General features: G+C 45.7%; 15 protein-coding genes. 12 read left to right on the top strand and 3 right to left on the bottom strand.

Going from position 1 to position 20,461, the window contains the following annotated elements:
* Positions 1 to 4 precede the first annotated feature (4 nt).
* The 3 genes from ACLUXO_RS06870 (at position 5) to ACLUXO_RS06860 (ending at position 3,636) form a co-directional block, all read left to right on the top strand.
* Positions 5 to 724 carry an HAD family hydrolase gene (locus ACLUXO_RS06870; protein WP_412136902.1) on the top strand — a complete coding sequence of 240 codons (720 nt, stop codon included), beginning with the start codon at positions 5 to 7 and terminating at the stop codon, positions 722 to 724.
* A 1-nt stretch (position 725) separates the two neighbouring features.
* Positions 726 to 992, top strand: a complete 267-nt coding sequence (locus tag ACLUXO_RS06865) for a GNAT family N-acetyltransferase (RefSeq protein ID WP_412136901.1) — start codon at positions 726 to 728, stop codon at positions 990 to 992.
* 100 nt (positions 993 to 1,092) lie between these two features.
* Positions 1,093 to 3,636, top strand: a complete 2,544-nt coding sequence (locus ACLUXO_RS06860) for a YfhO family protein (protein WP_412136900.1) — start codon at positions 1,093 to 1,095, stop codon at positions 3,634 to 3,636.
* A 46-nt stretch (positions 3,637 to 3,682) separates the two neighbouring features.
* On the opposite strand, the gene ACLUXO_RS06855 is transcribed toward ACLUXO_RS06860, so the two are convergent.
* The gene (locus tag ACLUXO_RS06855; RefSeq protein ID WP_412136899.1) at positions 3,683 to 5,137 is read right to left on the bottom strand and encodes an FAD-dependent oxidoreductase; all 1,455 of its coding nucleotides are present in this window, start codon (positions 5,135 to 5,137) and stop codon (positions 3,683 to 3,685) included.
* 135 nt (positions 5,138 to 5,272) lie between these two features.
* Between ACLUXO_RS06855 and ACLUXO_RS06850 the strand changes: the two genes are divergently transcribed.
* The 3 genes from ACLUXO_RS06850 to ACLUXO_RS06840 all read left to right on the top strand — a co-directional run bounded on the left by ACLUXO_RS06850 (position 5,273) and on the right by ACLUXO_RS06840 (position 9,196).
* Positions 5,273 to 6,163 (top strand): LysR family transcriptional regulator, encoded by an 891-nt coding sequence (locus tag ACLUXO_RS06850; protein ID WP_412136898.1) that lies wholly within the window; start codon positions 5,273 to 5,275, stop codon positions 6,161 to 6,163.
* 91 nt (positions 6,164 to 6,254) lie between these two features.
* Positions 6,255 to 7,772: a Rib/alpha-like domain-containing protein gene (locus ACLUXO_RS06845; RefSeq protein ID WP_412136897.1), complete on the top strand. Its 1,518-nt coding sequence runs from the start codon at positions 6,255 to 6,257 to the stop codon at positions 7,770 to 7,772.
* 260 nt (positions 7,773 to 8,032) lie between these two features.
* Positions 8,033 to 9,196, top strand: coding sequence for a mucin-binding protein (locus tag ACLUXO_RS06840; RefSeq protein WP_412136896.1), 1,164 nt, complete (start codon positions 8,033 to 8,035; stop codon positions 9,194 to 9,196).
* 231 nt (positions 9,197 to 9,427) lie between these two features.
* On the opposite strand, the gene ACLUXO_RS06835 is transcribed toward ACLUXO_RS06840, so the two are convergent.
* Both ACLUXO_RS06835 and ACLUXO_RS06830 read right to left on the bottom strand, forming a co-directional pair.
* Complete coding sequence (locus tag ACLUXO_RS06835; protein ID WP_412136895.1) at positions 9,428 to 11,227, bottom strand: zinc metalloprotease; 1,800 nt, start codon at positions 11,225 to 11,227, stop codon at positions 9,428 to 9,430.
* Entirely contained in the window at positions 11,200 to 13,617 is a 2,418-nt protein-coding gene (locus ACLUXO_RS06830; protein ID WP_412136894.1) for a hypothetical protein, read from the bottom strand. Before ACLUXO_RS06830 ends, ACLUXO_RS06835 begins: the two co-directional genes overlap by 28 nt.
* A 462-nt stretch (positions 13,618 to 14,079) precedes the next feature.
* Between ACLUXO_RS06830 and ACLUXO_RS06825 the strand changes: the two genes are divergently transcribed.
* From ACLUXO_RS06825 to ACLUXO_RS06800, 6 genes are all read left to right on the top strand, one after another.
* A complete protein-coding gene (locus ACLUXO_RS06825) occupies positions 14,080 to 15,252 on the top strand; it encodes a hypothetical protein (protein WP_412136893.1) in 1,173 nt (390 codons plus the stop codon).
* A 90-nt stretch (positions 15,253 to 15,342) separates the two neighbouring features.
* Positions 15,343 to 15,522, top strand: coding sequence for a hypothetical protein (locus tag ACLUXO_RS06820; protein ID WP_412136892.1), 180 nt, complete (start codon positions 15,343 to 15,345; stop codon positions 15,520 to 15,522).
* A gap of 206 nt (positions 15,523 to 15,728) precedes the next feature.
* The gene (locus tag ACLUXO_RS06815; RefSeq protein WP_412136891.1) at positions 15,729 to 15,989 is read left to right on the top strand and encodes a hypothetical protein; all 261 of its coding nucleotides are present in this window, start codon (positions 15,729 to 15,731) and stop codon (positions 15,987 to 15,989) included.
* 258 nt (positions 15,990 to 16,247) lie between these two features.
* Complete coding sequence (locus ACLUXO_RS06810; RefSeq protein WP_412136890.1) at positions 16,248 to 17,513, top strand: Rib/alpha-like domain-containing protein; 1,266 nt, start codon at positions 16,248 to 16,250, stop codon at positions 17,511 to 17,513.
* Between the two features lie 126 nt (positions 17,514 to 17,639).
* Positions 17,640 to 19,403: a hypothetical protein gene (locus ACLUXO_RS06805; RefSeq protein ID WP_412136889.1), complete on the top strand. Its 1,764-nt coding sequence runs from the start codon at positions 17,640 to 17,642 to the stop codon at positions 19,401 to 19,403.
* A 133-nt stretch (positions 19,404 to 19,536) separates the two neighbouring features.
* Entirely contained in the window at positions 19,537 to 20,106 is a 570-nt protein-coding gene (locus tag ACLUXO_RS06800; RefSeq protein WP_412136888.1) for an NADPH-dependent F420 reductase, read from the top strand.
* The last annotated feature ends 355 nt before the right edge of the window (positions 20,107 to 20,461 follow it).

Here is a 20,461-nt window from a genome sequence, read left to right as displayed (position 1 = left end):
ACTGATGAAATATGAAGCCGCGATTTTTGACATGGACGGCACTATCCTAGACACGAGCGCTGACTTAACCAGCGCATTGAACTACGCGTTTGAACAAACCGGCCACCGGCATGACTTTACCGTTGAAGATATCAAGAACTTCTTCGGCAGCGGGGTCGTGGTAGCCATGACCCGGGCCCTGGCCTATGAAGCTGGCAGCAGCCGGGAAAGTCTGGTCGCCTTTGGCACTAAGGATGAACAGATCCCGGAAGCTGTTACCCAAGCAGAAGTTAACCGGGTCTTGGAAGTTTTCAAGCCATATTACGCTGACCACTGCCAGATTAAAACTGGTCCCTTCCCAGGCATCTTGGATTTGATGAAAAATCTCCGGCAAAAAGGCGTCAAGCTGGCTGTCGTTTCCAACAAGCCAAATGAAGCCGTCCAGGTCCTGGTTGAAGAACTTTTCCCGGGCAGCTTCGACTTTGCCTTGGGTGAAAAAAGCGGGATCCGCCGCAAACCAGCTCCGGACATGACCAGTGAGTGCGTCAAGGTCTTAGGCGTGCCAAGAGACAAGTGCGTCTACATCGGCGACTCTGAAATCGACATCCAGACCGCGCGAAATTCTGAAATGGACGAAATCGCGGTCAATTGGGGCTTTAGAAGCGTGCCATTTTTGCAAAAACACGGGGCAACTGTGATCGTGGATACAGCTGAAAAGCTGGAAGAAGCAATATTAGGTGAATAAGATGGAAATCAAGTTTGAAGAAGAGCAAAAGCGGGCCGCGGTATATGATGACGGCAAGCTGATTGGCCAGTGCGTATATGAAGACAAGGGTGATCACTGGATCATCACGACGACTAAGGTAGACCCGGCCTATGGCGGACAAGGCCTGGGCCGGAAGTTGGTTGATACCGTTGTTTCTGCTGCCCGGGAGAAGGGCGTCAGACTGCGGGCGACTTGTTCTTACGCGGCTAAGGTCTTAACCAAGCCGAGCTATGAGGATTTACGGTAATCGAAAGAGCATCCCCTCCGCGAATTTGCGGGGCAGGGATGCTCTTTTGCTTTAAGATGGTATAATTTTAACTTGAATCCAGATTGAAGGGGAAGAAAGCGTGAATCTTGTCAAAAAAGTCCTAAAATCCAGGCCGCTCGTTGCCTTTGCGGCCAGCTTCCTGGTCACCATGCTGATCTTCGCGGCCTTCGGCTACGCGCCATTTGGCCTCAAGTCGGTTGCCGGGGCGGATGCCAATATCCAGTACCTTGATCTCTTTGCTTACTTAAAGGATGTCTTGGCCGGGAAAAACTCTGCCACATATACGATGAGTGCCTTGCTAGGCGGGGATGAGGTGGCCACATTTGCCTATTACTTGATGTCGCCGCTTAATTTCCTGGTCGTCTTTTTTCAAAAGAGCCAGCTGCCTATCTTTTATGACATCTTGCTCGCCCTCAAGCTGTCTTTATCGGCTAGCAGCATGGCCATCTTTTTAAAGCAGAGATTTCCAAAAATCACTGGGAAATTCCAGCTCTTCCTGGCCATGAGCTACGCCTTCTGCCAGTACAATATCGCTCAATCCTGCAATATCCTTTGGTTGGACGGGGTGTACCTGCTGCCTTTAATCTTGCTGGGTATATACCAACTAGTTGCAGTCGACAAGAGAACAGGCTTCTTCCTACTTACCATCAGCATCGCCTGCAGTATGGTCTTTAACTGGTATACGGGTCTTATCAATATCATCTTTTCCGCCATTTGGCTGGTCATTGAGGAAGTCTTGTATCTCTATGAGGGCAATTATGAGTTAAAAGCCTTGGTCAAAAAGCTTGGCGGCTATCTCTCTGCAGTATTTTTGGGCCTGGCTTTGAGCGCCTTTATCTTTTTGCCCAACTATGTCAGCCTGAAAAGCGGGGCAAGAAGCTCTTTTGACTGGGGCCTGCTCAAGCCAGACTTGATCAATAATCCTTTTACAGCGATCGGCAAGCTGGGTCTAAACGTGATGAGTGACTCCACCAATGTCTCCCTTTATTGCGGCAGTATCGTAGTGATCGCAGTCTTTGCCTTGTTCTTTAGCAAGGAATTGACAGTGAGATTCAAGACAATTATGGCCTTGTTAGGGCTGGGGATGCTCCTCCTCTTTTACTGGCAGCCAGCCAATTTCGCCTTTTCACTTTTCAAGCTGGTCGACAGCTACTGGTCCCGCTACTCTTATCTCGGCATCTTTATCTTGATCTTCATGGCCGGGATTTTCTTTAGCCAGGTCAAAGACAAGGTCCAGCCGCTTTTGTATGGGACGGCAGCATATCTCACCATTTTTATCATCCAGAACTGGAAAAACTTGACCAGCAAGGGCGTGGTCTATACTGTCTTGTCAACAGCACTTATGGCCGGCCTGCTGATTTATTACGAAAAAGCCAGGAAGCAGGGGATGGAAAAGCTTGCTCTTATAGCAGTGGCTGGCCTGCTCGTAACGGAGTTTGCCTACAATGCCAAAAAGCTCTGGGCCACTTATAAGGATGACTATAAAAATGCCAGAGTTGATGAATTTGCTGCATACAGCAGCCAGCAGGAAAAGCAGATCGCCGCTTTAAAGAAATATGATCCAGGCTATTACCGGGTCAGCCAGACCTCTACCAGACTCAAACTACGCTTGAACTTGACCGCGGAATACAATGAAGGTCTGGCCTACAATTACTGGCCGATCGCCAGTTATGTCTCCAGTCAGGACCCTAAGCAGCTGAAATTTATGGAAAGTGTCGGCTACCGGTCTGCCGCCCAGCGGGTGACTATCGTCAACACTTCAGTCCTTGGTGCTGACTCCTTATTAGGGGTTAAATACGTACTGACCGGTCAAGATTTTCCAGGCTTGGAGAAAACGTCACTACCAGCTGCTAACGGAAAATCCGTCTACCGCAATCCTTTAGCTTTGCCCTTGGCTTTTTCCAGCCAAAATGACGTAAATAACCCGGTCTTTACAGGGAATCCTTTTGCCTACCAGGAAGCGGCCTATAGTCAGCTCCTGGGCAAAAAGCTTACGCTTTATAAAAGAGTGGCCTATAAAAAGACGGTTCAGGCAGGCAAGGTAACTTATCTGCTGAATGCAAAGGATAAAAAGAACCCGCTCTACGGCAATCTGCCTTGGAGCCAGGCCGGGGACAATGTCCTGGAAATCAACGGGAAAGTCCTCTCCAATTACGCCGGCTGGTTGTCACCGAGCGTCTTCTACATCCCGATCCAAAAGCGAACCAGAGTGACCTTAAAGACCAAGACGCCCAATGCCTATCAGACTCAGTTTTACCAGCTGGACTTGCAAAAACTGGCAAAGGCAAGTCAGGAAATTCAAGCTAAGGCCATCAAGCAGATCTCCTTTAAGGGACCAAGGATCACTTTTTCCGCTATTGGCAAGAAGGGGAAGGCCAGCTATGCCTACCTGGAAGTGCCGGTCAAGAGCGGCTGGAAGGCGATGAATAACGGGAAGAAGGCTGAGATTTACAGCTACTTGGGCACCTTCATGAAGTTCAAGCTTAAGCCAGGCGTCAACAAGATCCAGCTGACCTACACAATCCCGAAGCTGAAGCTAGGAAGCTTGATCAGCGGACTCGCTGCATTGGTCTTGCTCCTAGTGGCTTTTTGGCCAAAAATTAGGCAAAGAAGCCAGAAATAAGCGACTAAACGAAAAAAGGCTGCCGGAAGGCAGTCTTTTTGTGTGTTTACAGATACTTTTGCGCGTCAAGGGCAGCGTTTCTGCCGGAGTAGAAGGCGTAGCCAGCGCAGGTACCAGGCATGTTCGGGCCGTAAGTGTCGCCGGTCAAGCCGCTGGCGTCGTTACCGGCCGCGTAAAGACCAGGGATCACCTTGCCCTTTTCGTCTTCAACTTCGTTGTTGACGTTGACCTTTAAACCGCCCATGGTGCAGAAGGCGCCGATGTTGAGCTTGAAGGCGTAGAATGGGCCTTGTTCAACAGCAACCAGGTAGTCAGCATCCTTGCCGAAGTCTTCGTCTTCACCCTTAGCGGCAAAGCCGTTGTAGCGGGCGATGGTTTCAGTCAATTGGTCCTTTGGCAGGCCAGTCTTTTCTGCCAGTTCTTCAATCGTGTCCGCTTTAAAGATGAATGGTTTCTTGTCAGCAACCGCTTGGTCGATTTCAGCGGCCAGCTTGTCCATCTTGTCGCCACGTTCAACGTAAACGCCCAGACCCATGTAGTTGCCGTCCTTAGCCATTTTTTCAATCACCCCGGTGTCCAAAATGCTGTAGACTTCATTTTGGGTGTAGAGAGCATTGCCAGCGTAGCTGAAGTTGTAAATGACGGATTCGTCGACGAAGCGTTCACCATCTTCGTTGACCCAGAGAAGGGGCTGCTGGCCGGCAGCGACGTTCATCTGGCTGGACATCATCTTGAAGTAAGGCTGGTCTGGGTCATCCAAGTAGCCGCCAAAGAGCATAGCCATGCCGGTGCCGTACTTGCGGCCCCCAACGCTCCAGCCCAGGCGAAGGCCGTCACCAGTACCCTTGCCGCTTGAAACAGGGATCATCCGGCTCAAGTCGTAGTCAGTTTCTTCAGCCATCATTTCCTTGTTGTTGAGGTAACCGCCAGCTGCCAGAACGACAACCTTGGCCGTAACGTCTTCAGTAGTGCCGTCAGCTTCGTTTCTAAGCGTGATGGTCTTGCTGCCATCTTCGTTCAGCTTCAGGGCAACAGCCGCGGTAGAGGTTAAGAGTTCCCCGCCCAGCTTGAGGAATTTCGGTTCCAGAGCCTTGTGGATGGCCCCGTAGCCGAAGCCTTCGTAGATGTGCCAAGTTGCTTCCCCGGCCCCCATGGCTTGCACGCGTTCAAAAACAACGCCTTCGTTGGCCAGCCATTGAACGTTTTCTGCGCTGGCGTCAACGTACTTGCGCCAGATTCTGGAGTCAGCCTTGTACTTAGAATATTCGACTTCTTCCTTCAAAACGTCAGTACCGGAGACTTCGATCCCTTTTTCCTTTTGCAGGTAGGAGCCAACGGCGAAGATTCCTTCACTGTAGTTGGCGCTACCGCCGGTAGTGCGGCCTTTTTCCAATAAGAGGACGCTGGCGCCGTTTTCCTGGGCAGTCAAGGCAGCGGCTTGACCTGCCGCACCCGAACCAACAACTACTACATCATACTTGTCTTTAGCTGCAATTGTCATGATTTTCTCCTTACAAAAACTACTTAAGATTACTTACACTTGAAACTATAAGGGATTTAGGGTTAGAGTAATAGAGAGTAAACGGTTGCACAGGCGAAGCGGATAGTTCGGGCAGATTTTAGAAAAGGTGAGACGATGGATTTTGAAAAGCTGAAGATGTTTTGCAAGGTAGTTGAAGAGGGCAGCTTCCAGAAGGCGGCGGAGAGTGAGTTTGTCTCGCAAAGGGCGGTATCGCAGATGATGAAGAAGCTGGAGGATGAGCTGGGGCTGAAGCTCTTTGACCGAGAGAAGAACAAGATTTTTGTCACCCCGGTAGGCCGGGACTTTTACATATATGTCAGGAATATGCTGCAGAAGTTTAGCGTGAACGTTAGTGCTTTGCGCTACGAGTCAACGACCAAGCAGCGGCTGATCTGCGGCTATTTTTCGCCATTTGACGGGGCCTTGCTGCGGGAAAAGCTGTACGGCTTCTTAGATAAAAAGATGCAGCTGAGCATAGTGCATGAAAGTATCGATCACTTGCTGAGTGATATTGCCAATGGCCTGGTGGATCTGGCGACGGTGTTGGATTACGGGGATCCGGGCCTGGTGGTTACTGAGCCGGATTTAGCCAGTGCAGACGTGTATGAAAATGAAATGATCATGGGCGTCAGCGATTTGAACCCGCTTAGCAAGCTAGAGAAATTTCCCCTTACGGAGATTGGCAAGCTGCCGGTTTTGTATTATATGCCGGAGGAGAGCTCACATTACCTGCGGCAGGCTTTTTTGTCGACCTTGCCAGAGGATTGTCAGGCCAGCTGCGCGCATATTTCCAATATTGAACAGATGCAGATGCTGGTGTCCTTGAATAAGGCGGTGGCTTTTTATCCTAAGGGTTTGTTTGAGTATGTGCTGACGGATCGGGAGCATATAAGTTATTTACCATTGGCGGGGATGCAGGAGAGGAGCCGGTACAAGATCAAGGTCATCTATAATCGGCATAGTGACAAGCTTTCACTGATTAAGAAGCTGCTTGCCTGCTTTTAGCAATTGTGGGGAAAAAGCAATTTGACAAATATAGCGTTTAGGACAAAAATTAAAGTGTGTAATGATCTAATAATATGTGAGAGGAAAAATTATGGGTAAAAAGCTGAAAGCCATCAGTAAGGTTTCTGTTGCCCTGGCTCTTTTGGGTGCTGCTGTACCTGCAGTAGAAGCTGCTCCCACTGCCATGGCTGCAAAGAAGGCTACCAAGAAGGCTAAGAAGTCTACAAAGAAGAGTACTAAAAAGGCAAAGAAGGCCAAAAAGAGTACCAAAAAGAAGGCAACTAAGAAAGTAGCTAAGAAGAAAGCTTCTAAGAAGCCGGTGAAGAAGGTTGCTAAAAAGAAGACAAACGCGCAAAAATACACGCCAAAGGCTAAGAGCGCAACTGTCAAGGCTGGCAGCAAGCTTTCAGCCAAGAGTGTCATTACTAACGCCAGCAAGTTGCCCGCTAAGACTAAGTATGTTTTTTCACCAAAGCCAAACTTGAAGAAGGCTGGCACTTATACGGTCAGCGTGATCGTGACTTATCCAGACAAGTCAAAAGATAAGATCAAGAATATCAAGATTAAGGTAACCGCGAAGAAGGCGGCTTATAATCCAGCTAAGGCTACTTATGAAAAGTACAAGAAGCAAGCTGCAGAACTGGGTTCATTAGAAGCCGCGCTAGATGACTTGAGTCAAAAGAAGGCAGCCTTTGATAGTGCCAACCAGGCCTACAAGGATGCTGAAACTAGCTACAATAACAAGGTTGCAGCTGCTAAAGCAAGTTATGATGAAGCCTCAAGTGCTTATGAAGCAGCTGGCTATGATTTCATCATGAGCAAAGCAACGGCTAATTTTTACCAAGACTCAAAAGCTGGCATGGCAAATGTAGCTGTGTTGGCCGGCTATGTAAATGGCTTGGATGATTCAGTCAAGAGTTTTCTGTCGACCAGCAATTTAAAGAAAGATGTTACTTTGATCAAAGAGCTGAACAGTCTCCGAGCATCGGACAACAATTTTTCCAATCATAATGCTCTAGGGGTCGACTATGATCTCATGATCTATGCAAGCATCTCTGGTTTTATCTCAGATAGCACGATGAATCATACATATTTTAGGAACGCTCCTACTGAAGTGTATGCTTCCCGTGCTGAGAATTTGGCTTGGGGCTACAGTGATCCATTAACTGGTTGGTACACTGAAGAAAAGGCGATTTATGATGCTCACGGCAGTGGTGTGACTGGCCACTATACGAACTGCATGGGCGATTATGAGTATGTTGGTTTGGTTCTTGATCAAAGTACGGGAACAAGTGCGGCAGATTTTGGCAGAGGAAAGATTTTAACTAGCGAATCGGGGACGCAAGTGACCGTTGATGAGTTTGAAGCAGCACTTAATAATTATGTTGCTTCTTATGAGTCGACTATGAATGTTGCAAAGACAACGTATGAGCAAACCAAGGCTGATAAGTCAGAGGTCAATGCTGCACAAGAAAATGCGACCAGCAGTAAAAAGGCCTATGATGCAGCTAATGCTAAGCTGAAAAAGGTCAAGGTAGTCAACCAACAATTGGCAAAGGCTTATAAGGCTTACCAGAAGTCTTTAAAAGCTGCACACAAGAAGAAATAATAGTGGTGTAATGAGTGTGGCAAATTAGTTAATCTTGTTAAAGTATGATCCCGATATGTATAGCTGGGATCATACTTTTTTTCTTTTTCTAGATATTTGCTAATTTAGCTATAATTGGGGCTGGGACAAGCTTTAATGGCTAACAAAAATGTCCGCAATGAATAGATGATCGCTTTGCTAAAAAGCAATTTGACAAATACAGCGTCTGGGACAAAAATTAAAGTGTGTAATGATCTAATAATATATGAGAGGACAAAATCATGGATAAAAGACTGAAAAATATCAGCAAAGTTTCAGTCGCGCTGGCGCTTTGTGCTGCCAGCGCGACAGCCACCATTGCAATTCCAAAAAATGACAATGTAATGGCGGCTACTAAGAAGACTGCTAAGTATCACTATAGTGTTCAAACCAAGAAGATCACTAGAACCATTAAGATGTACCAGCCTAAAGGCGTAAAGAAGGTCGTTCAAAAGGCCTACATTAAACGGAAGGTCAAGACTAATAAGAAGACCAAGAAGAAGACTTACGGCAAGTGGTCTACTTCTTCTTGGAAGAAGTATAAGGTAGCAAAGGTGTCCGGCTATACTGCAAGCAGAGCTGTTGTGGGTGCTGCCAAGGTCACTAGAAAAACCAAGAACCAGACTGTCAAGATTACCTACAAGGCAATCAAGCACGTCAAGAAGCACGTTAAGAAGGCAGTGCCCAAGAAGCCAGTAAAGAAGTCAACGCCTAAGAAGGCTGTTAAGAAGAGCACTCCAGCTTCAGCTAATGTAACCTTCTATAGCATCAAGGGCAAGCCTACCAGCTACTATGTACCCGGCAATCACGGTCTGGAAAAGACCAACATAAAGAAGGGAAGTAAGGTTGAAGTCTTAGGGCAAGGAACTATCAATGGTCAATTGATGTACCAAATTGACCATGATCCTTACGTTTATGTCCCGGCCAAGGATGTCAAAGTAGACTACTTCAAGAATGTTCATTTTGTTGACTATTATTTAGGCAGTGGTACTCCTGCTCAAATTAAAGCCAAATATGATGCCGATCTTGCTGAAATCGAAAACAGTAATCCAAAGAATAGTGACGGAATGATCGAATGGTTCAATGCTCACCCACTCGAAGCCCTGCGCATGTATAGCAAAGATACCAAGGTATCAAAATCCACGTTCGAAAAACATAATTTAACTTATGCTCAAGCAGCTGCACAGGATGGTAGAATGAGCGTAGGCTATACCAAGGAATCCTACATTGCTTATATGAATGGTGAAAAGGCATATCGTCAATACGAAGCAAAATGGGCTGCCAAGTATCCAAACATTACAAGATCTGTAACGAAGGAAAGTAATACAATCAAGAAGTACAACTTGAACACCTTTGAATGGCACTACAACGATAACTATTACACTGTCGATAATATCAGAAAATAACTTTGTAAGAATCCTCTGTGCATTAAAATTTCCCCACATTTGTGGGGTTGATCCTCTTTTCGCATCCAGAGAACAACGCTGGAGGCCTTTTTTAACATTTTTACTCCCGAAACAAAAAAACGACATGTCCTCAAAACAAGGCATGTCGTTTTTTTATGACTAACTAGAAAGATTGTGATCACACATCTTTCTACAGAAGATTAACCCCACAAATGTGGGGAATAATTCTAACTATATGAACAGGTCAGACGGGTGACTTGGATCGCTTACCAGTTCAAGTGCCGCACGCTTAGCATCGGCGTCTGAAATCACGCCCGAAAAGGCATTGTTGCCAATAGATGGCGTCATCAATGAATCGTTATCGTCATGGCTGAGTCCAAAGACATGGCCCAGTTCGTGAAGCAGAGTCTTGAAAGTTGCATCTTTTGCATTAGCGCTAGTCTGCCGAATCCCATCCGTATTGATTTGAACGGTGAACAGGGAGTTCTTCAGCGTATCGCCAGCAGTGATCGTGCCAGACTTGTTGTAGACGTCACCAATGCCATTGCCTTTGAGAATGTCTCTTACGACAGCCGTTGAAAGACCCGCATGATTTTCCAAGGTAATGTCGCTTTGTCCTGCCCGCTGGTAGGAGCTGATTGCTTCGTTGTTTGAGGCGGATTCCATAATGGCGATGGTCACGCCTTTCTTGAGGTCGCTCACGCTTGTCGTGTAAGTAGCGCTGATCTTGACCTTGTACTTTGCCAGTGCTTCATTCCATTTCGAAATAGCTTCTTCTGCCATTTCGAGCATTGAAGGGTCGGCATAGATCGACATGTCAACTGTCCGTGTTCCGTCAAGATCTGTCTGCACGACCGGAACGGCACCGTTCAAGCCATTCTGACCAATTGGCCAAACGGTATCCGTAACCATAGACTCTGGGGATTTTGGCCCTTCGCCTGTAATGATTGAGACACCCACTGGGACAGTTAATGTCGGCCCGTAGCTGGAGATTTCGATCGTCCCAACAGGAGTTGTCACAGTCCCGTTTTTATCATTTTGTCTGCGAACGACAAGTGAGTTGCCAGAGGAAGTCTTGACATTGCTGTTCTTGACCCGAACGGTCATGGAGTTGCCAGAAGAAGTCTTGACGGTATTGTTCTTGATCCGAACAGTCAAGGAGTTCCCAGAGGAAGTCTTGACGCTGTTGTTCTTGACCCGAACAGTCATGGAGTTCCCGGAGGAAGTCTTGACGGTTCTGTCTTCAGCCCGCTTGACGACAAGCGAAGTATTGCTTGACGTCTGCTTGATCTTCTCAAGCGTTGCCTTTACCAAGTCAAGATTAAGCCGGCCGGCAATGTTTTCTGGAACGAAAGTTGGATTGCCCTCAGCCGTCAGATATTCGATATTACTTTGAATGCTGTATGTGCCAGCGGTATGAGCCTTGGCAGTAACGTCATTCACTTGAACTTTGTTGAGCCCGCCAAGAACAGTCGTATGAACGATTGGGTACGTTGGTATATTTGGCGGAGTTGTTGCTTTAGGCAAAGGAGGCAATTCTTTGTTGCTTGGCAGAAGGTCAACCCCAGAACCACCGAAGGCAACGTCGATTGACATGTATGGTGTGGTTGAATTGCTTGGATCACGCACAGTATAAAATTCTTTTGTAAACTGGTCGTCAATGACCACGTTGAAGTTGTTGATCTCGTTGTTGTCGTTAGTCTTGAGGTTAACTTGTGACTTAGAATCTTTTGGTGTTGCAACCAAATATTTCTTGCCATCAATCGTAGTCGTTGACTTGTTCATATTAGACTTGGAATAATAAATGTTGCCCGATTCCGATTGTGTCATGATAGATTGACCGTCGTCAATATCATTGACGGCAACCGGCATCTGGTTAAAGGCATGGTGCGCACGGCCATAGATTGAGTTCTCACGATTCTCCTTTGCCGCAGACCACTCGGGATCAGAAACGCCTTTTGGCTGAACAAGTGAAATCGTGGTTTTGAGCCGTAGACCGTATGCTACTTTGCCATTATTGGCAACGGCCATTGGCAAAAGAGTGCCCGAAAATCCAGATCCTTGGCCGCCCCGACCGACAGCTGAAGATGAAAGAAGCAATCCTTCCCCATCACCCGGAATGATAACGCCGCCGCTGCCCGTAAAGCCTGGGCCGAATACCTGTGACCCATAATGACGCCGCCATTAATGTGCAGCTTGCAGTCTTCACCTGCGGATATAGAGAAGATTTTTAAGACTTTAGTGTCAGAAGTGACATAGTGCTGACCTTTGATCGTATCTTTACCGGGATCATAAAGATCAAGGGAATCGCCATTTTGGTCGGTCAGTGTCATCTTGACTTTGACATCAAGACGCAAGATCTTTTTGGTTGCAGTGTCATAGTAGACAAATCCATTTGGAATCGTAACTTCTTCAGTGGAACTCGTCCCAATCGCCATTATAGTGGTATAGTCTTTGTTGTCTGCATACTGGTTCTTGTAGTCGCCATACCAAGGGTTATATGATGGATCAAGAAGTCGCTCACTTGTATCAAACGTATCGTGAAATACCTTTTTTATGAAACTGTTACCTTGCCCAGTATACCAAAGGCCATTTTTATCAGTCCACTTGGCTGTTTTTAAGTTGCCGTTCTTCCAAATAAAGCCAAAGCTGTTGCTCTGTATGTCTTTGTCCTTATTGGCCTTAATTGCGGAAATAAGCGAGTATTGGTTTGTTTTAGGCTCAGTAACATCGATAAAGCGGGCAGTGGTCGTGTTTGAAACATCGCCCTTGAGGTCTTTGGTCAGCTTGGCAATTTTAGCTTTACCAGCAGGATCTACAGAGTCCTTCATATTTCTCCAAATCCAACGTTCAAGATCTTCAGACTGCCCAGTATTACCAGCAAGTTTGGCAATAAGTTTTCTAATATCTGGTTCAGTCATACTTTGAACACCACCGGAAGAGTGGGTCTTAGCGAAATTATTCCAATCGGAAACATCAGTGTTGATCGTGCTTGCCGTCGTTGGCAGATATTTATTCTCAAACTTTCTTTCACTGACCTGCTGACGGGCGATCTGGATTTGATCGGTGATCTTGTTAAGAATCGCCTCGCCTGCCTTCTTATCGTCGTCGTCCAGTTCCTTGTCGGCCTCTTTGATCTTGCCTTCAAGAGTTGTCAAGGAATCCTTGAACGCAGTCAGCTTTTGCTGGAACTCGCTGTCCTTTCTGGCCATTTCCTTGGCTTCGGCAATAGCTTTATCTATTTCGGCAATCGCATTGTCAGTGATTGAATATGCCTCATTGATCTTGGCCACAAGAGCATCGTCTTGCGCTTTAGCCGTTGCCAGTGCCGCATTGGTTTGGCTGGTCAAGGAATTCTTTTCGGTTTCCTTGGTGGCGTCAATGCTGCCGTCTTTTGCACCGTTATTTGCGCTTGAGGCTTGACCGATGTCACCGAAGTCGATCGTTTCGCTTGGCCCAACAGTTACAGTGGTAGTCGTAATGTTTGAGTTGTTCACGCCGTCAACGACTGCCTGCATCTTGTCCAGCGTGTCCTCAGTAGTATAGCCTATCTTTTTATATTCATCGATTTTTGCTTGAAGCTTGGCCAGCCGGTCAGCCTTGTAGGCATCAAGAGCGGAAACGGACTTGTCCAAAGTCCCTGCCGTCTGCTTGGCATTTTCGGCAATCTGCTTCATTTCCCCAAGCCAAGTGTTGATGCTGTCAATGTTGGCCAAGGCATTGGCCTTGTAGCTGGCGGCCTTGACAGCTTCCTGGCTGCACACAGTATTCTGCTTTTGCAAATCAGCCAAGATTCTGGACAATTCCTTGTTTGCTTCATCAATCGAGTTTACCTTGGTCGTTGCGGTGACTGTCTGGTTGGTCTTGACCGTATTGATTTTTTGCGTTTCGGTGTTGTCAACGACTACGCCGCCAGCGGCAATTGAGTCCTGGCTCTTTCTCTTGACCACATCCAAGTCGCCTGTAATCCCGTCCTTGTAGTTCTTGATCGTGCTTGCGGTCCCGGAAATGGTCTGGTTTGCTTCTCTGATCTTGTCCATCAGGACACGGTTTTGATTGGCGGCATTGGCGTCCGTATCCACTGCCTTTTGATTGGCAGCAATCGTGCTTTGCATTCTGGTCAAAAGCTTTTGCAAATTGCTGATGGTTTCATCGAGATTTGACCCCGTGACGTCAACGGTTTCCAGTTGCCCGGCAACCCCGACAGTACCTTCCGTTGAGTGGTTTTGCGTTTCAATCGTTGCTCTGGCGGTGTTGTACTGGTCAATCAAAGAACTCAAGGTATTCAGCTTGCTGGTAACATTTGGCAGCTGATCTTCTTTGACTTCCCTTACATTGTCGCTGATCGTGATTGCCCCATTGGCCTTGGCTTGAATGTTGCGAATCTGGCTGTTCAGCGTGTTGATCTGTGAAGAATTCAAAACGCCGGTCTTGTCAGCTTCCTTGCCAGTTTCTACGCCGGATTCACCGGCATAGACAACGCTGTCAGCACTTGTATTGACAGGGCAAAGTGATTCAGTAATGAAGATGGTGAAGCCAGGAAGGATGAGAAAATTGAGTAATAATTGGCAAAAGGCTATTAGGCTTACAAAAAGTCTTTGGAAGCTTCATTTAAGAAGAAATAATAAAAGCGTAATTATTAGAATAAATAAAATAAGCTTGTGTTAGAATTGTTCGGTAAAATGCTAGGCATAAAGTCTTCTTGAATTTTTAGATTATTGTAAATTTGGGACGTAATACGCATTATGATGGGTTTTATGAGTCGGAGAAATCTATTGCGCATATTGGATGATTTTTTTGTAAAAAACTAATTTGACAAATACAACTCTTGGTTCAAAGATGAAAGTGTGTACTCATCTAATAATATGTGAGAGGACAAAAATATGGGTAAAAAGCTGAAAGCCATCAGTGAGGTTTCTGTTGCCTTGGCTCTGTTGGGCGCTGCAGTTCCAGCAGTAGAAGCTGCGCCAACTGCCATGGCTGCAAAGAAGACTACTAAGAAGGCTAAGAAGTCTACTAAGAAAGCTGAAAAGAAGAGTATTAAAAAGGCGAAGAAAGCCAAAAAGAGTACCAAGAAGAAGGCAACTAAGAAAGTAGCTAATAAGTCTAGCAAGAAGAAAGCTACTAAGAAATCGGTGAAAAAGGTTGCTAAGAAGAAGGTAGTCAAGAAGACCGCAAAGAAGGCTGTGACTAAGAAGACTGTCAAGAAGACAATGCCTAAGAAGAGCACGACTGCTAAGAAGACGACCAAGAAGGTCACCCCAGCTTCAGCTTACGTGACTGTCTTTAGCGGCAAGGGCAATCCTCTTAATCTCTATGTATGGAGCATGGGCGGAAAAAATGAAGGCAAGCTCCGTATTAAGAAAGGCACTAAGGTTGTCACCGGCGAGCAAAAAGTCTTGAACGGACAGCTGATGTACCGAGTCTATCAAGAATACTGGGAACCCAAGCCCGGCGACAAGCACTTTTGGGATACGAAGAACAAATATGGCGGTCCCGGCAATTACAGTGGCGAAATATGGGTCCCGGCCAAGGACGTCCAGCAAGACTTCTTCAAAGATGTTCAGTTTATAGACTATGCTGATGTTGATGCCATCGAAGACCTTAATCTCCGTGACACCGCAACGCCGGCTCAAATCAAGGTTGCATATGATGCCAATCTCGCTGAGGCTGAAAAAGACCAAGCTTCTTATCATGAAGCAACTGCTTGGGCAGGAGGTTTATGGGATGACGCACACCCACTTGAATCTGAGATCGAGGGTCTAAGCCGGTGGAAGACTCATATTTCAAAAAATACATTTGAGAAGCATAACAAGAGCTATGCTCAAGATATTAGAGAAATAGCATTGAGACCCGGTGGATGTTACACCAAAGAAGCTTATACTGCATACATGAAGGGCGAAAAGGCTTACCGTGAGTACGAAGCAAAATGGGCTGCTAAGTACCCAATTATCACCAAGGCCATGAATGCAGAATATAAAAAGGAGAATGTTGATGTGTCGAAATGGCACTTCAACGACAATATCTACACAGTCGACAACACAATTCTACATTAGAAAATAATTCTATTCCTTAACACGTTAAAAATTCAATAGTCATATACTGTTCTTAACAATTGAATACGGAATACGGAGGACTACGATATTATGACTGAACATCCAATTGTACCGCTCGAGCTGCCGAAGGGCAGAGTTAAGCCTAAGAACAGGATCACAAAGAATAGACTTGTCCTTAATCCGGAGTCCAAAGGGGTTGTATCATTTTACAGTGATGCCACGAACGAGGTTATGATCGAGGTCGTGGATAGGTTCTTGAGCCATGATTAATTTAGATGAATTAGGTCGAATGTTCATTGTTTGTGGTAAGACCGATATGCGCCTGGGAATCGATTCGCTTACTTAATTAAGAAGAGTTTCAATCTCGATCCATTCTATGGATGTGTCTTTCTCTTCTGCGGCAGCTGCAAAGTACGGGGACAAGCGCGGCAGATTTTGGCAGAGGAAAGATTTTAACTAGTGAAACGGGGACGCAAGTGAGCGCTGATGATTTTGAAGCTGCGCTTAACAGTTATGTAGCGTCCTACGAGTCGCCTATGAATACGGCAAAGTCCAACTACGAACAAGCACAAGCTGACAAGTCAGAGGTCAATGCTGCTCAAGAGAATGTGAATAGCAGTAAAAAGGCTTATGAGGAGGCCAATGCTAAAGTGGAAAAGATTAAGGGGGTTAATCAGCAAGTGGCAAAGGCTTATAAAGCTTACAAGGACTCTTGGAAAGTCCAAAGTGAGAAGTAATTACAGTAGTGTAATTATTAGGGAGATTAGTTAAGCTTGTTAAAGTATGAATCCGATATATATTCGGGATCATACTTTTTTATTTTTTTGGATATTTACGAATTTTGTTATAATTAGCGCTGGGGCAAGCATTAAGACTGATAAACTAGTCTGTATACAATAGATGATTGTTTTGCAAAAAAGTAATTTGACAAATACAGCGTTTGGGTCAAAAATTAAAGTGTGTAATCATCTAATAATATGTGAGAGGACAAAATTATGGGTAAAAAGCTGAAAGCCATCAGTAAGGTTTCTGTCGCCTTGGCTCTTTTAGGCGCTGCAGTTCCAGCAGTAGAAGCTACGCCAACTGCCATGGCTGCAAAGAAGAGTACTAAGAAGGCGAAGAAATCTACCAAGAAAGCTGCAAAGAAGAGTACTAAGAAGGCGAAGAAAGCCAAAAAGAGTACCAAGAAGAAGTCGACTAAGAAAGTAGCTAAGAAGACTAGCAAGAAGAAAGCTACTAAGAAGCCGGTGAAGAAGGCGGCTAAAAAGAAGGTAGTCAAGAAGAACGTAGCTGCTACAAAGAAGACTACTAGCAAGAAGACTGCCAAAAAGGTGGTAAAGAAGACAACCACCAAGAAGCCAGTGACGAAGGTTGTCAAGAAAGCCACCACTAAGAAACCCGCTCAGACGGTTATTAAGCGTCTGACTATGGCGGACAAGTACCAACCACAGGTTAAGAGCGGTACAGTTAAAGTAGATTGGGGAGCGAGTCTTACATCTTATTTGGATGGTAATCGTCCAGAAGAGTTTATTACTAATAAATCTTCTTTACCGTCAACTGTTGACTATGATTACTTGGATAAAGTTGATACTCAGAAAGGTGGCACATACACGACTAGAATTCAAGCAACGTATAGTGATGGCTCAAAGGAAGTAGTTGGCTCAGTAACCTTTGTGGTTCCGACTACTGATGTTGATAAGTATCAGCCGACTGTCCATGATGTAACACTTGAGTACGGTGCTGATTATTCTATCCGTAAGGACTTCATTACCAATCCAGCAGGCTACTTCCCAAATGACCCAATCTTTTCACAATTTGAGTGGACATTTGATAGAACACAGTTTGACTTACAAACAGATTCAGAAAATTCATTCTCCGTTAGGGAGCCAGGGACTTATACGGTACACGTTAAGGTAACTTATCCAGACGGATCTTATGAAGATACTAACAAATTTAAGATTACAGTGTTACCGTCACAAGCTGAAACGATTAAGGTTGCACCAAAAGCTTCAAGCTTTACGGTTTCATCATCCTCAGCTTTAGAATACTGGGATGATGATTTATTGGAAAATACATTAGTTGATCCAAGTTTCTTTTTGACTAACGCATCTGCATTACCGAAGGGAACTGTGGTGTATTTCCATGATTCTTTGGACTCTACAGATACATTGGATCCAGGGAAGTATGAAGGGTATTTAACTATCAAGTTCCCAGACGGAAGTCGCTACGACACAGACAACTTCATCGTCAACGTCAAGTAACTAAATAATCCAGTCCACTTTCGGACTGGATTATTTTTGTCCCACAAATCCCAGCGTTCCTCTCCAAATCGGGTAAAATAGTCTTAGACGCAATTTCGTTTTTTACAAAAAGGGGGGAGCTTGACCATGCAAAAATCTGTAATCACTAAACTCAAGAAAATAGGCTTGTCAGAGGAGTCGATAGATTTCCTTCTCCAGTTCTATACTGGCGCGGTTAATGCATACGGGATCATCTCCCTTGAGGACCTGTACGGCTTGTACAAAGATATCAAAATGCAAAACCATGTCTACCCGGAAATCACATTTGAGCAATTCCTCACTTTCGGCGAAGTCACAGGCAGTAAATTGCTTGAGCATTACGCTATATTCAGTCCAGAAATCATAAACAAGTACTGCAATGATTCTGGCATCCCTTTAACCAGCCCACTACTGGTTCATGAAAGTGTTGCCTGGAAAGAAGACAGTATTCATGAAATCTGGTATCTCTACATGGACCTCTGCGAATTCAGCAGCAAGTTCTACTTGACGCCCAAAGACCTCCGCGACTTTGCAGAACACAAAGAAACAGCCGACGACCGGGCTTTTCAAAAAGTTCTGGCAGAGCTGAAGGCCTTTGGCAAACCGCTTGATGAAGTGGAAAGTCAGATCTATCCAAACGACACTGGCCTAAACGAAATCACTAAGTTAGTAACCTATGCCTATCAAACCAGCCCGGGTAATTTGGAGGCAGCTTCTGAAGAATTTGAAAATCTCTCCTTATTCTACCGGCTTGATTATGGCAAGCACACTTTCCAGGAAATCTGCACGCTGATGAAGAGGGCACTTTACGACCTCCCTTGCTGGGGCCTTGGCGGCTATTCTTATGGGGAGATGATGGGTATCCCTAAGGAAGACATCACAGAGAATGATTTTTACGACGATTCTTTCTATAAAGATGATAACGACCTTTTCGATTTAGATGAAGACGAGGTCTTAACTGATCACCTTCAGCAACTTGGCCAGGCGCTATTAGACTTAGCCAGTGATACCCACCCACGCGCCGCAATGCGCAAAAAAGCCAGCTACCCTAAGCGTCTGCTCGATAAGACCATGAAGAAGCGGTATGCGGATGCCGGCTTTAATGAAGAGAAGCTGGACTTCTTGCACAAATTCTTCCAAGCAGCCGTCAACCTCTACGGCGTGATCGAACTCGTTGACCTCGCCCAAATTTACGAAGATATTAAGGGCAAAAATCATTACCCTGACATCAGCGACGATGAATTCATCGATTTTGCTGAACTGGTTCGCCGGGAAAAGGTGCCTTACTATGTTTTTGAACAGCATGAGCTGTTTAAAAACGGGATCGACTTAGAATTTGAACGGATACTTGTGAATGCAGACCTGCTGGGTCCAGATGGCTTAAAATCACTGGAAGGCGTCTACAATGTCTACTTTAGCGAGTACGCAAATGTATACTGGGAGCCGGAAGATATGCTGGCTTATGCTGGTCACCAGCAGGAGAAGGAAGAGCTGGACATGCTGGCCTACTTTACCCAATTAGGGAGCAGGGATGCCAAGATTGTCAGCCTGGAAAGCAAAGACTTGGCCAGAAAGATCGTTGACCACTTCCTCTGGACGAGCAAGAGTGGCCTCCAGGAAGCTGACCCAATTCCTAAAGAGGAGTTCCGCCAGCTGCTGGCTAATGGCGGCAAAACGTTTAACAAAGAGATTGAAGATAATATTTTAGAACTGATCCGCAACTATGACAAGAACCGGCACGTCTATGTCCTTAAGGGCTGGACGACTGATGAATGGAATTCCAATCCAGACATCCATGGCGAGCAAGTCCAAAGAGTAAAAGCCATGCAGGCAATTTTAGACATGATCAAAAAGAACAGAGATCCAGAATAAACTTAATCCAGCCCAATTTCGGGCTGGATTATTATTTTACTAACTTTTTATAAGAAAAGCCTTGACTTACTTTTGATAAGCGTGTATTCTTTTAATTAACAACTTACAAAAAGAAAGCAACGAGGTAAAAACAATGAAGGTAACAATTTTTGGCAAGGGCAACATGGGGCAGGCAATCGGCAAGAACTTTGAACTGGCCGGCAATCAAGTGGAATACTTTGGTAATGGCGACAAGGCAGAAAATCTTGGCGACCTGGTAATCATGGCTGTGCCATTCGGTGCTTTGGAAAGCATTGCTAACCAATATAAGGACGAGCTGAAGGGCAAGATCGTCATCGACATCAGCAACCCTCTGAACTTTGACACTTGGGACGAATTGGTCGTGCCAGCAGACTCATCAGCCGCGCAATTGCTCCAGTCCTGGCTGCCTGACTCCAAGGTAGTCAAGGGCTTCAACACAACTTTTGCCGCAACTTTGCAAAGCGGAAAAATTGGCGACCTGCCAACCACGGTTCTTCTGGCTAGCGATGACCAGGAAGCTAAGGGGACCATCAAGGAAGCTTTAGCTGGCAGCCCCTTGCGGGTATTTGACGCCGGTGCCTTGAAGCGGGCTAGAGAACTGGAAGCAACTGGCTTCCTGCAAATGACCCTGGCAGCTAGCGAACAAATCGCCTGGACTGGCGGCTTCGGCATCGTTGAATAAACTATGATATGTAAAAAGAGTGGGTTCATTGAACTCACTCTTTTCTTGTATCTATTTTTTGAGGAGAGACAACTTTATAGACTAATGGTCATCTCATTGCGTTCTTCATGAGATGACCCCCGTTTAGCCTGCTTGGCCCGCATTGACAGAACTATTACTGCCAATTTGCTGGCGGCTATTATTTAGTCCAAGTTCCAGACGTGAATGAATAAGTTTAAAACAACGACTGCGATAACGAGGAGAACCAAGCTGATCGAGTAGACCTTGCTGCTGGTCTTGCTACTGGACCAGAATTCCTTGAAGCTGATTCTCTCGTCAGTGATGAAATAATCAGTGAAGATAATGCTGATGCCAA

The organism is Lactobacillus delbrueckii subsp. bulgaricus (assembly GCF_046938665.1).
Lineage (GTDB): Bacteria > Bacillota > Bacilli > Lactobacillales > Lactobacillaceae > Lactobacillus > Lactobacillus delbrueckii_C.
The sequence above is the reverse complement of the archived record's forward strand: the minus strand, read 5'-3'. Positions and strand labels throughout refer to the sequence as shown.

Bases quoted from the DNA above. Each gene is read 5' to 3' on its own strand.
- ACLUXO_RS06870 (WP_412136902.1), top strand. From the start codon at position 5: ATGAAATATGAAGCCGCGATTTTTGACATGGACGGCACTATCCTAGAC.
- ACLUXO_RS06835 (WP_412136895.1), bottom strand. From the start codon at position 11,227: ATGGCCGTTGCCAATAATGGCAAAGTAGCATACGGTCTACGGCTCAAA.
- ACLUXO_RS06855 (WP_412136899.1), bottom strand. From the start codon at position 5,137: ATGACAATTGCAGCTAAAGACAAGTATGATGTAGTAGTTGTTGGTTCG.
- ACLUXO_RS06840 (WP_412136896.1), top strand. From the start codon at position 8,033: ATGGATAAAAGACTGAAAAATATCAGCAAAGTTTCAGTCGCGCTGGCG.
- ACLUXO_RS06845 (WP_412136897.1), top strand. From the start codon at position 6,255: ATGGGTAAAAAGCTGAAAGCCATCAGTAAGGTTTCTGTTGCCCTGGCT.
- ACLUXO_RS06825 (WP_412136893.1), top strand. From the start codon at position 14,080: ATGGGTAAAAAGCTGAAAGCCATCAGTGAGGTTTCTGTTGCCTTGGCT.
- ACLUXO_RS06810 (WP_412136890.1), top strand. From the start codon at position 16,248: ATGGGTAAAAAGCTGAAAGCCATCAGTAAGGTTTCTGTCGCCTTGGCT.
- ACLUXO_RS06800 (WP_412136888.1), top strand. From the start codon at position 19,537: ATGAAGGTAACAATTTTTGGCAAGGGCAACATGGGGCAGGCAATCGGC.
- ACLUXO_RS06865 (WP_412136901.1), top strand. From the start codon at position 726: ATGGAAATCAAGTTTGAAGAAGAGCAAAAGCGGGCCGCGGTATATGAT.
- ACLUXO_RS06820 (WP_412136892.1), top strand. From the start codon at position 15,343: ATGACTGAACATCCAATTGTACCGCTCGAGCTGCCGAAGGGCAGAGTT.
- ACLUXO_RS06850 (WP_412136898.1), top strand. From the start codon at position 5,273: ATGGATTTTGAAAAGCTGAAGATGTTTTGCAAGGTAGTTGAAGAGGGC.
- ACLUXO_RS06805 (WP_412136889.1), top strand. From the start codon at position 17,640: ATGCAAAAATCTGTAATCACTAAACTCAAGAAAATAGGCTTGTCAGAG.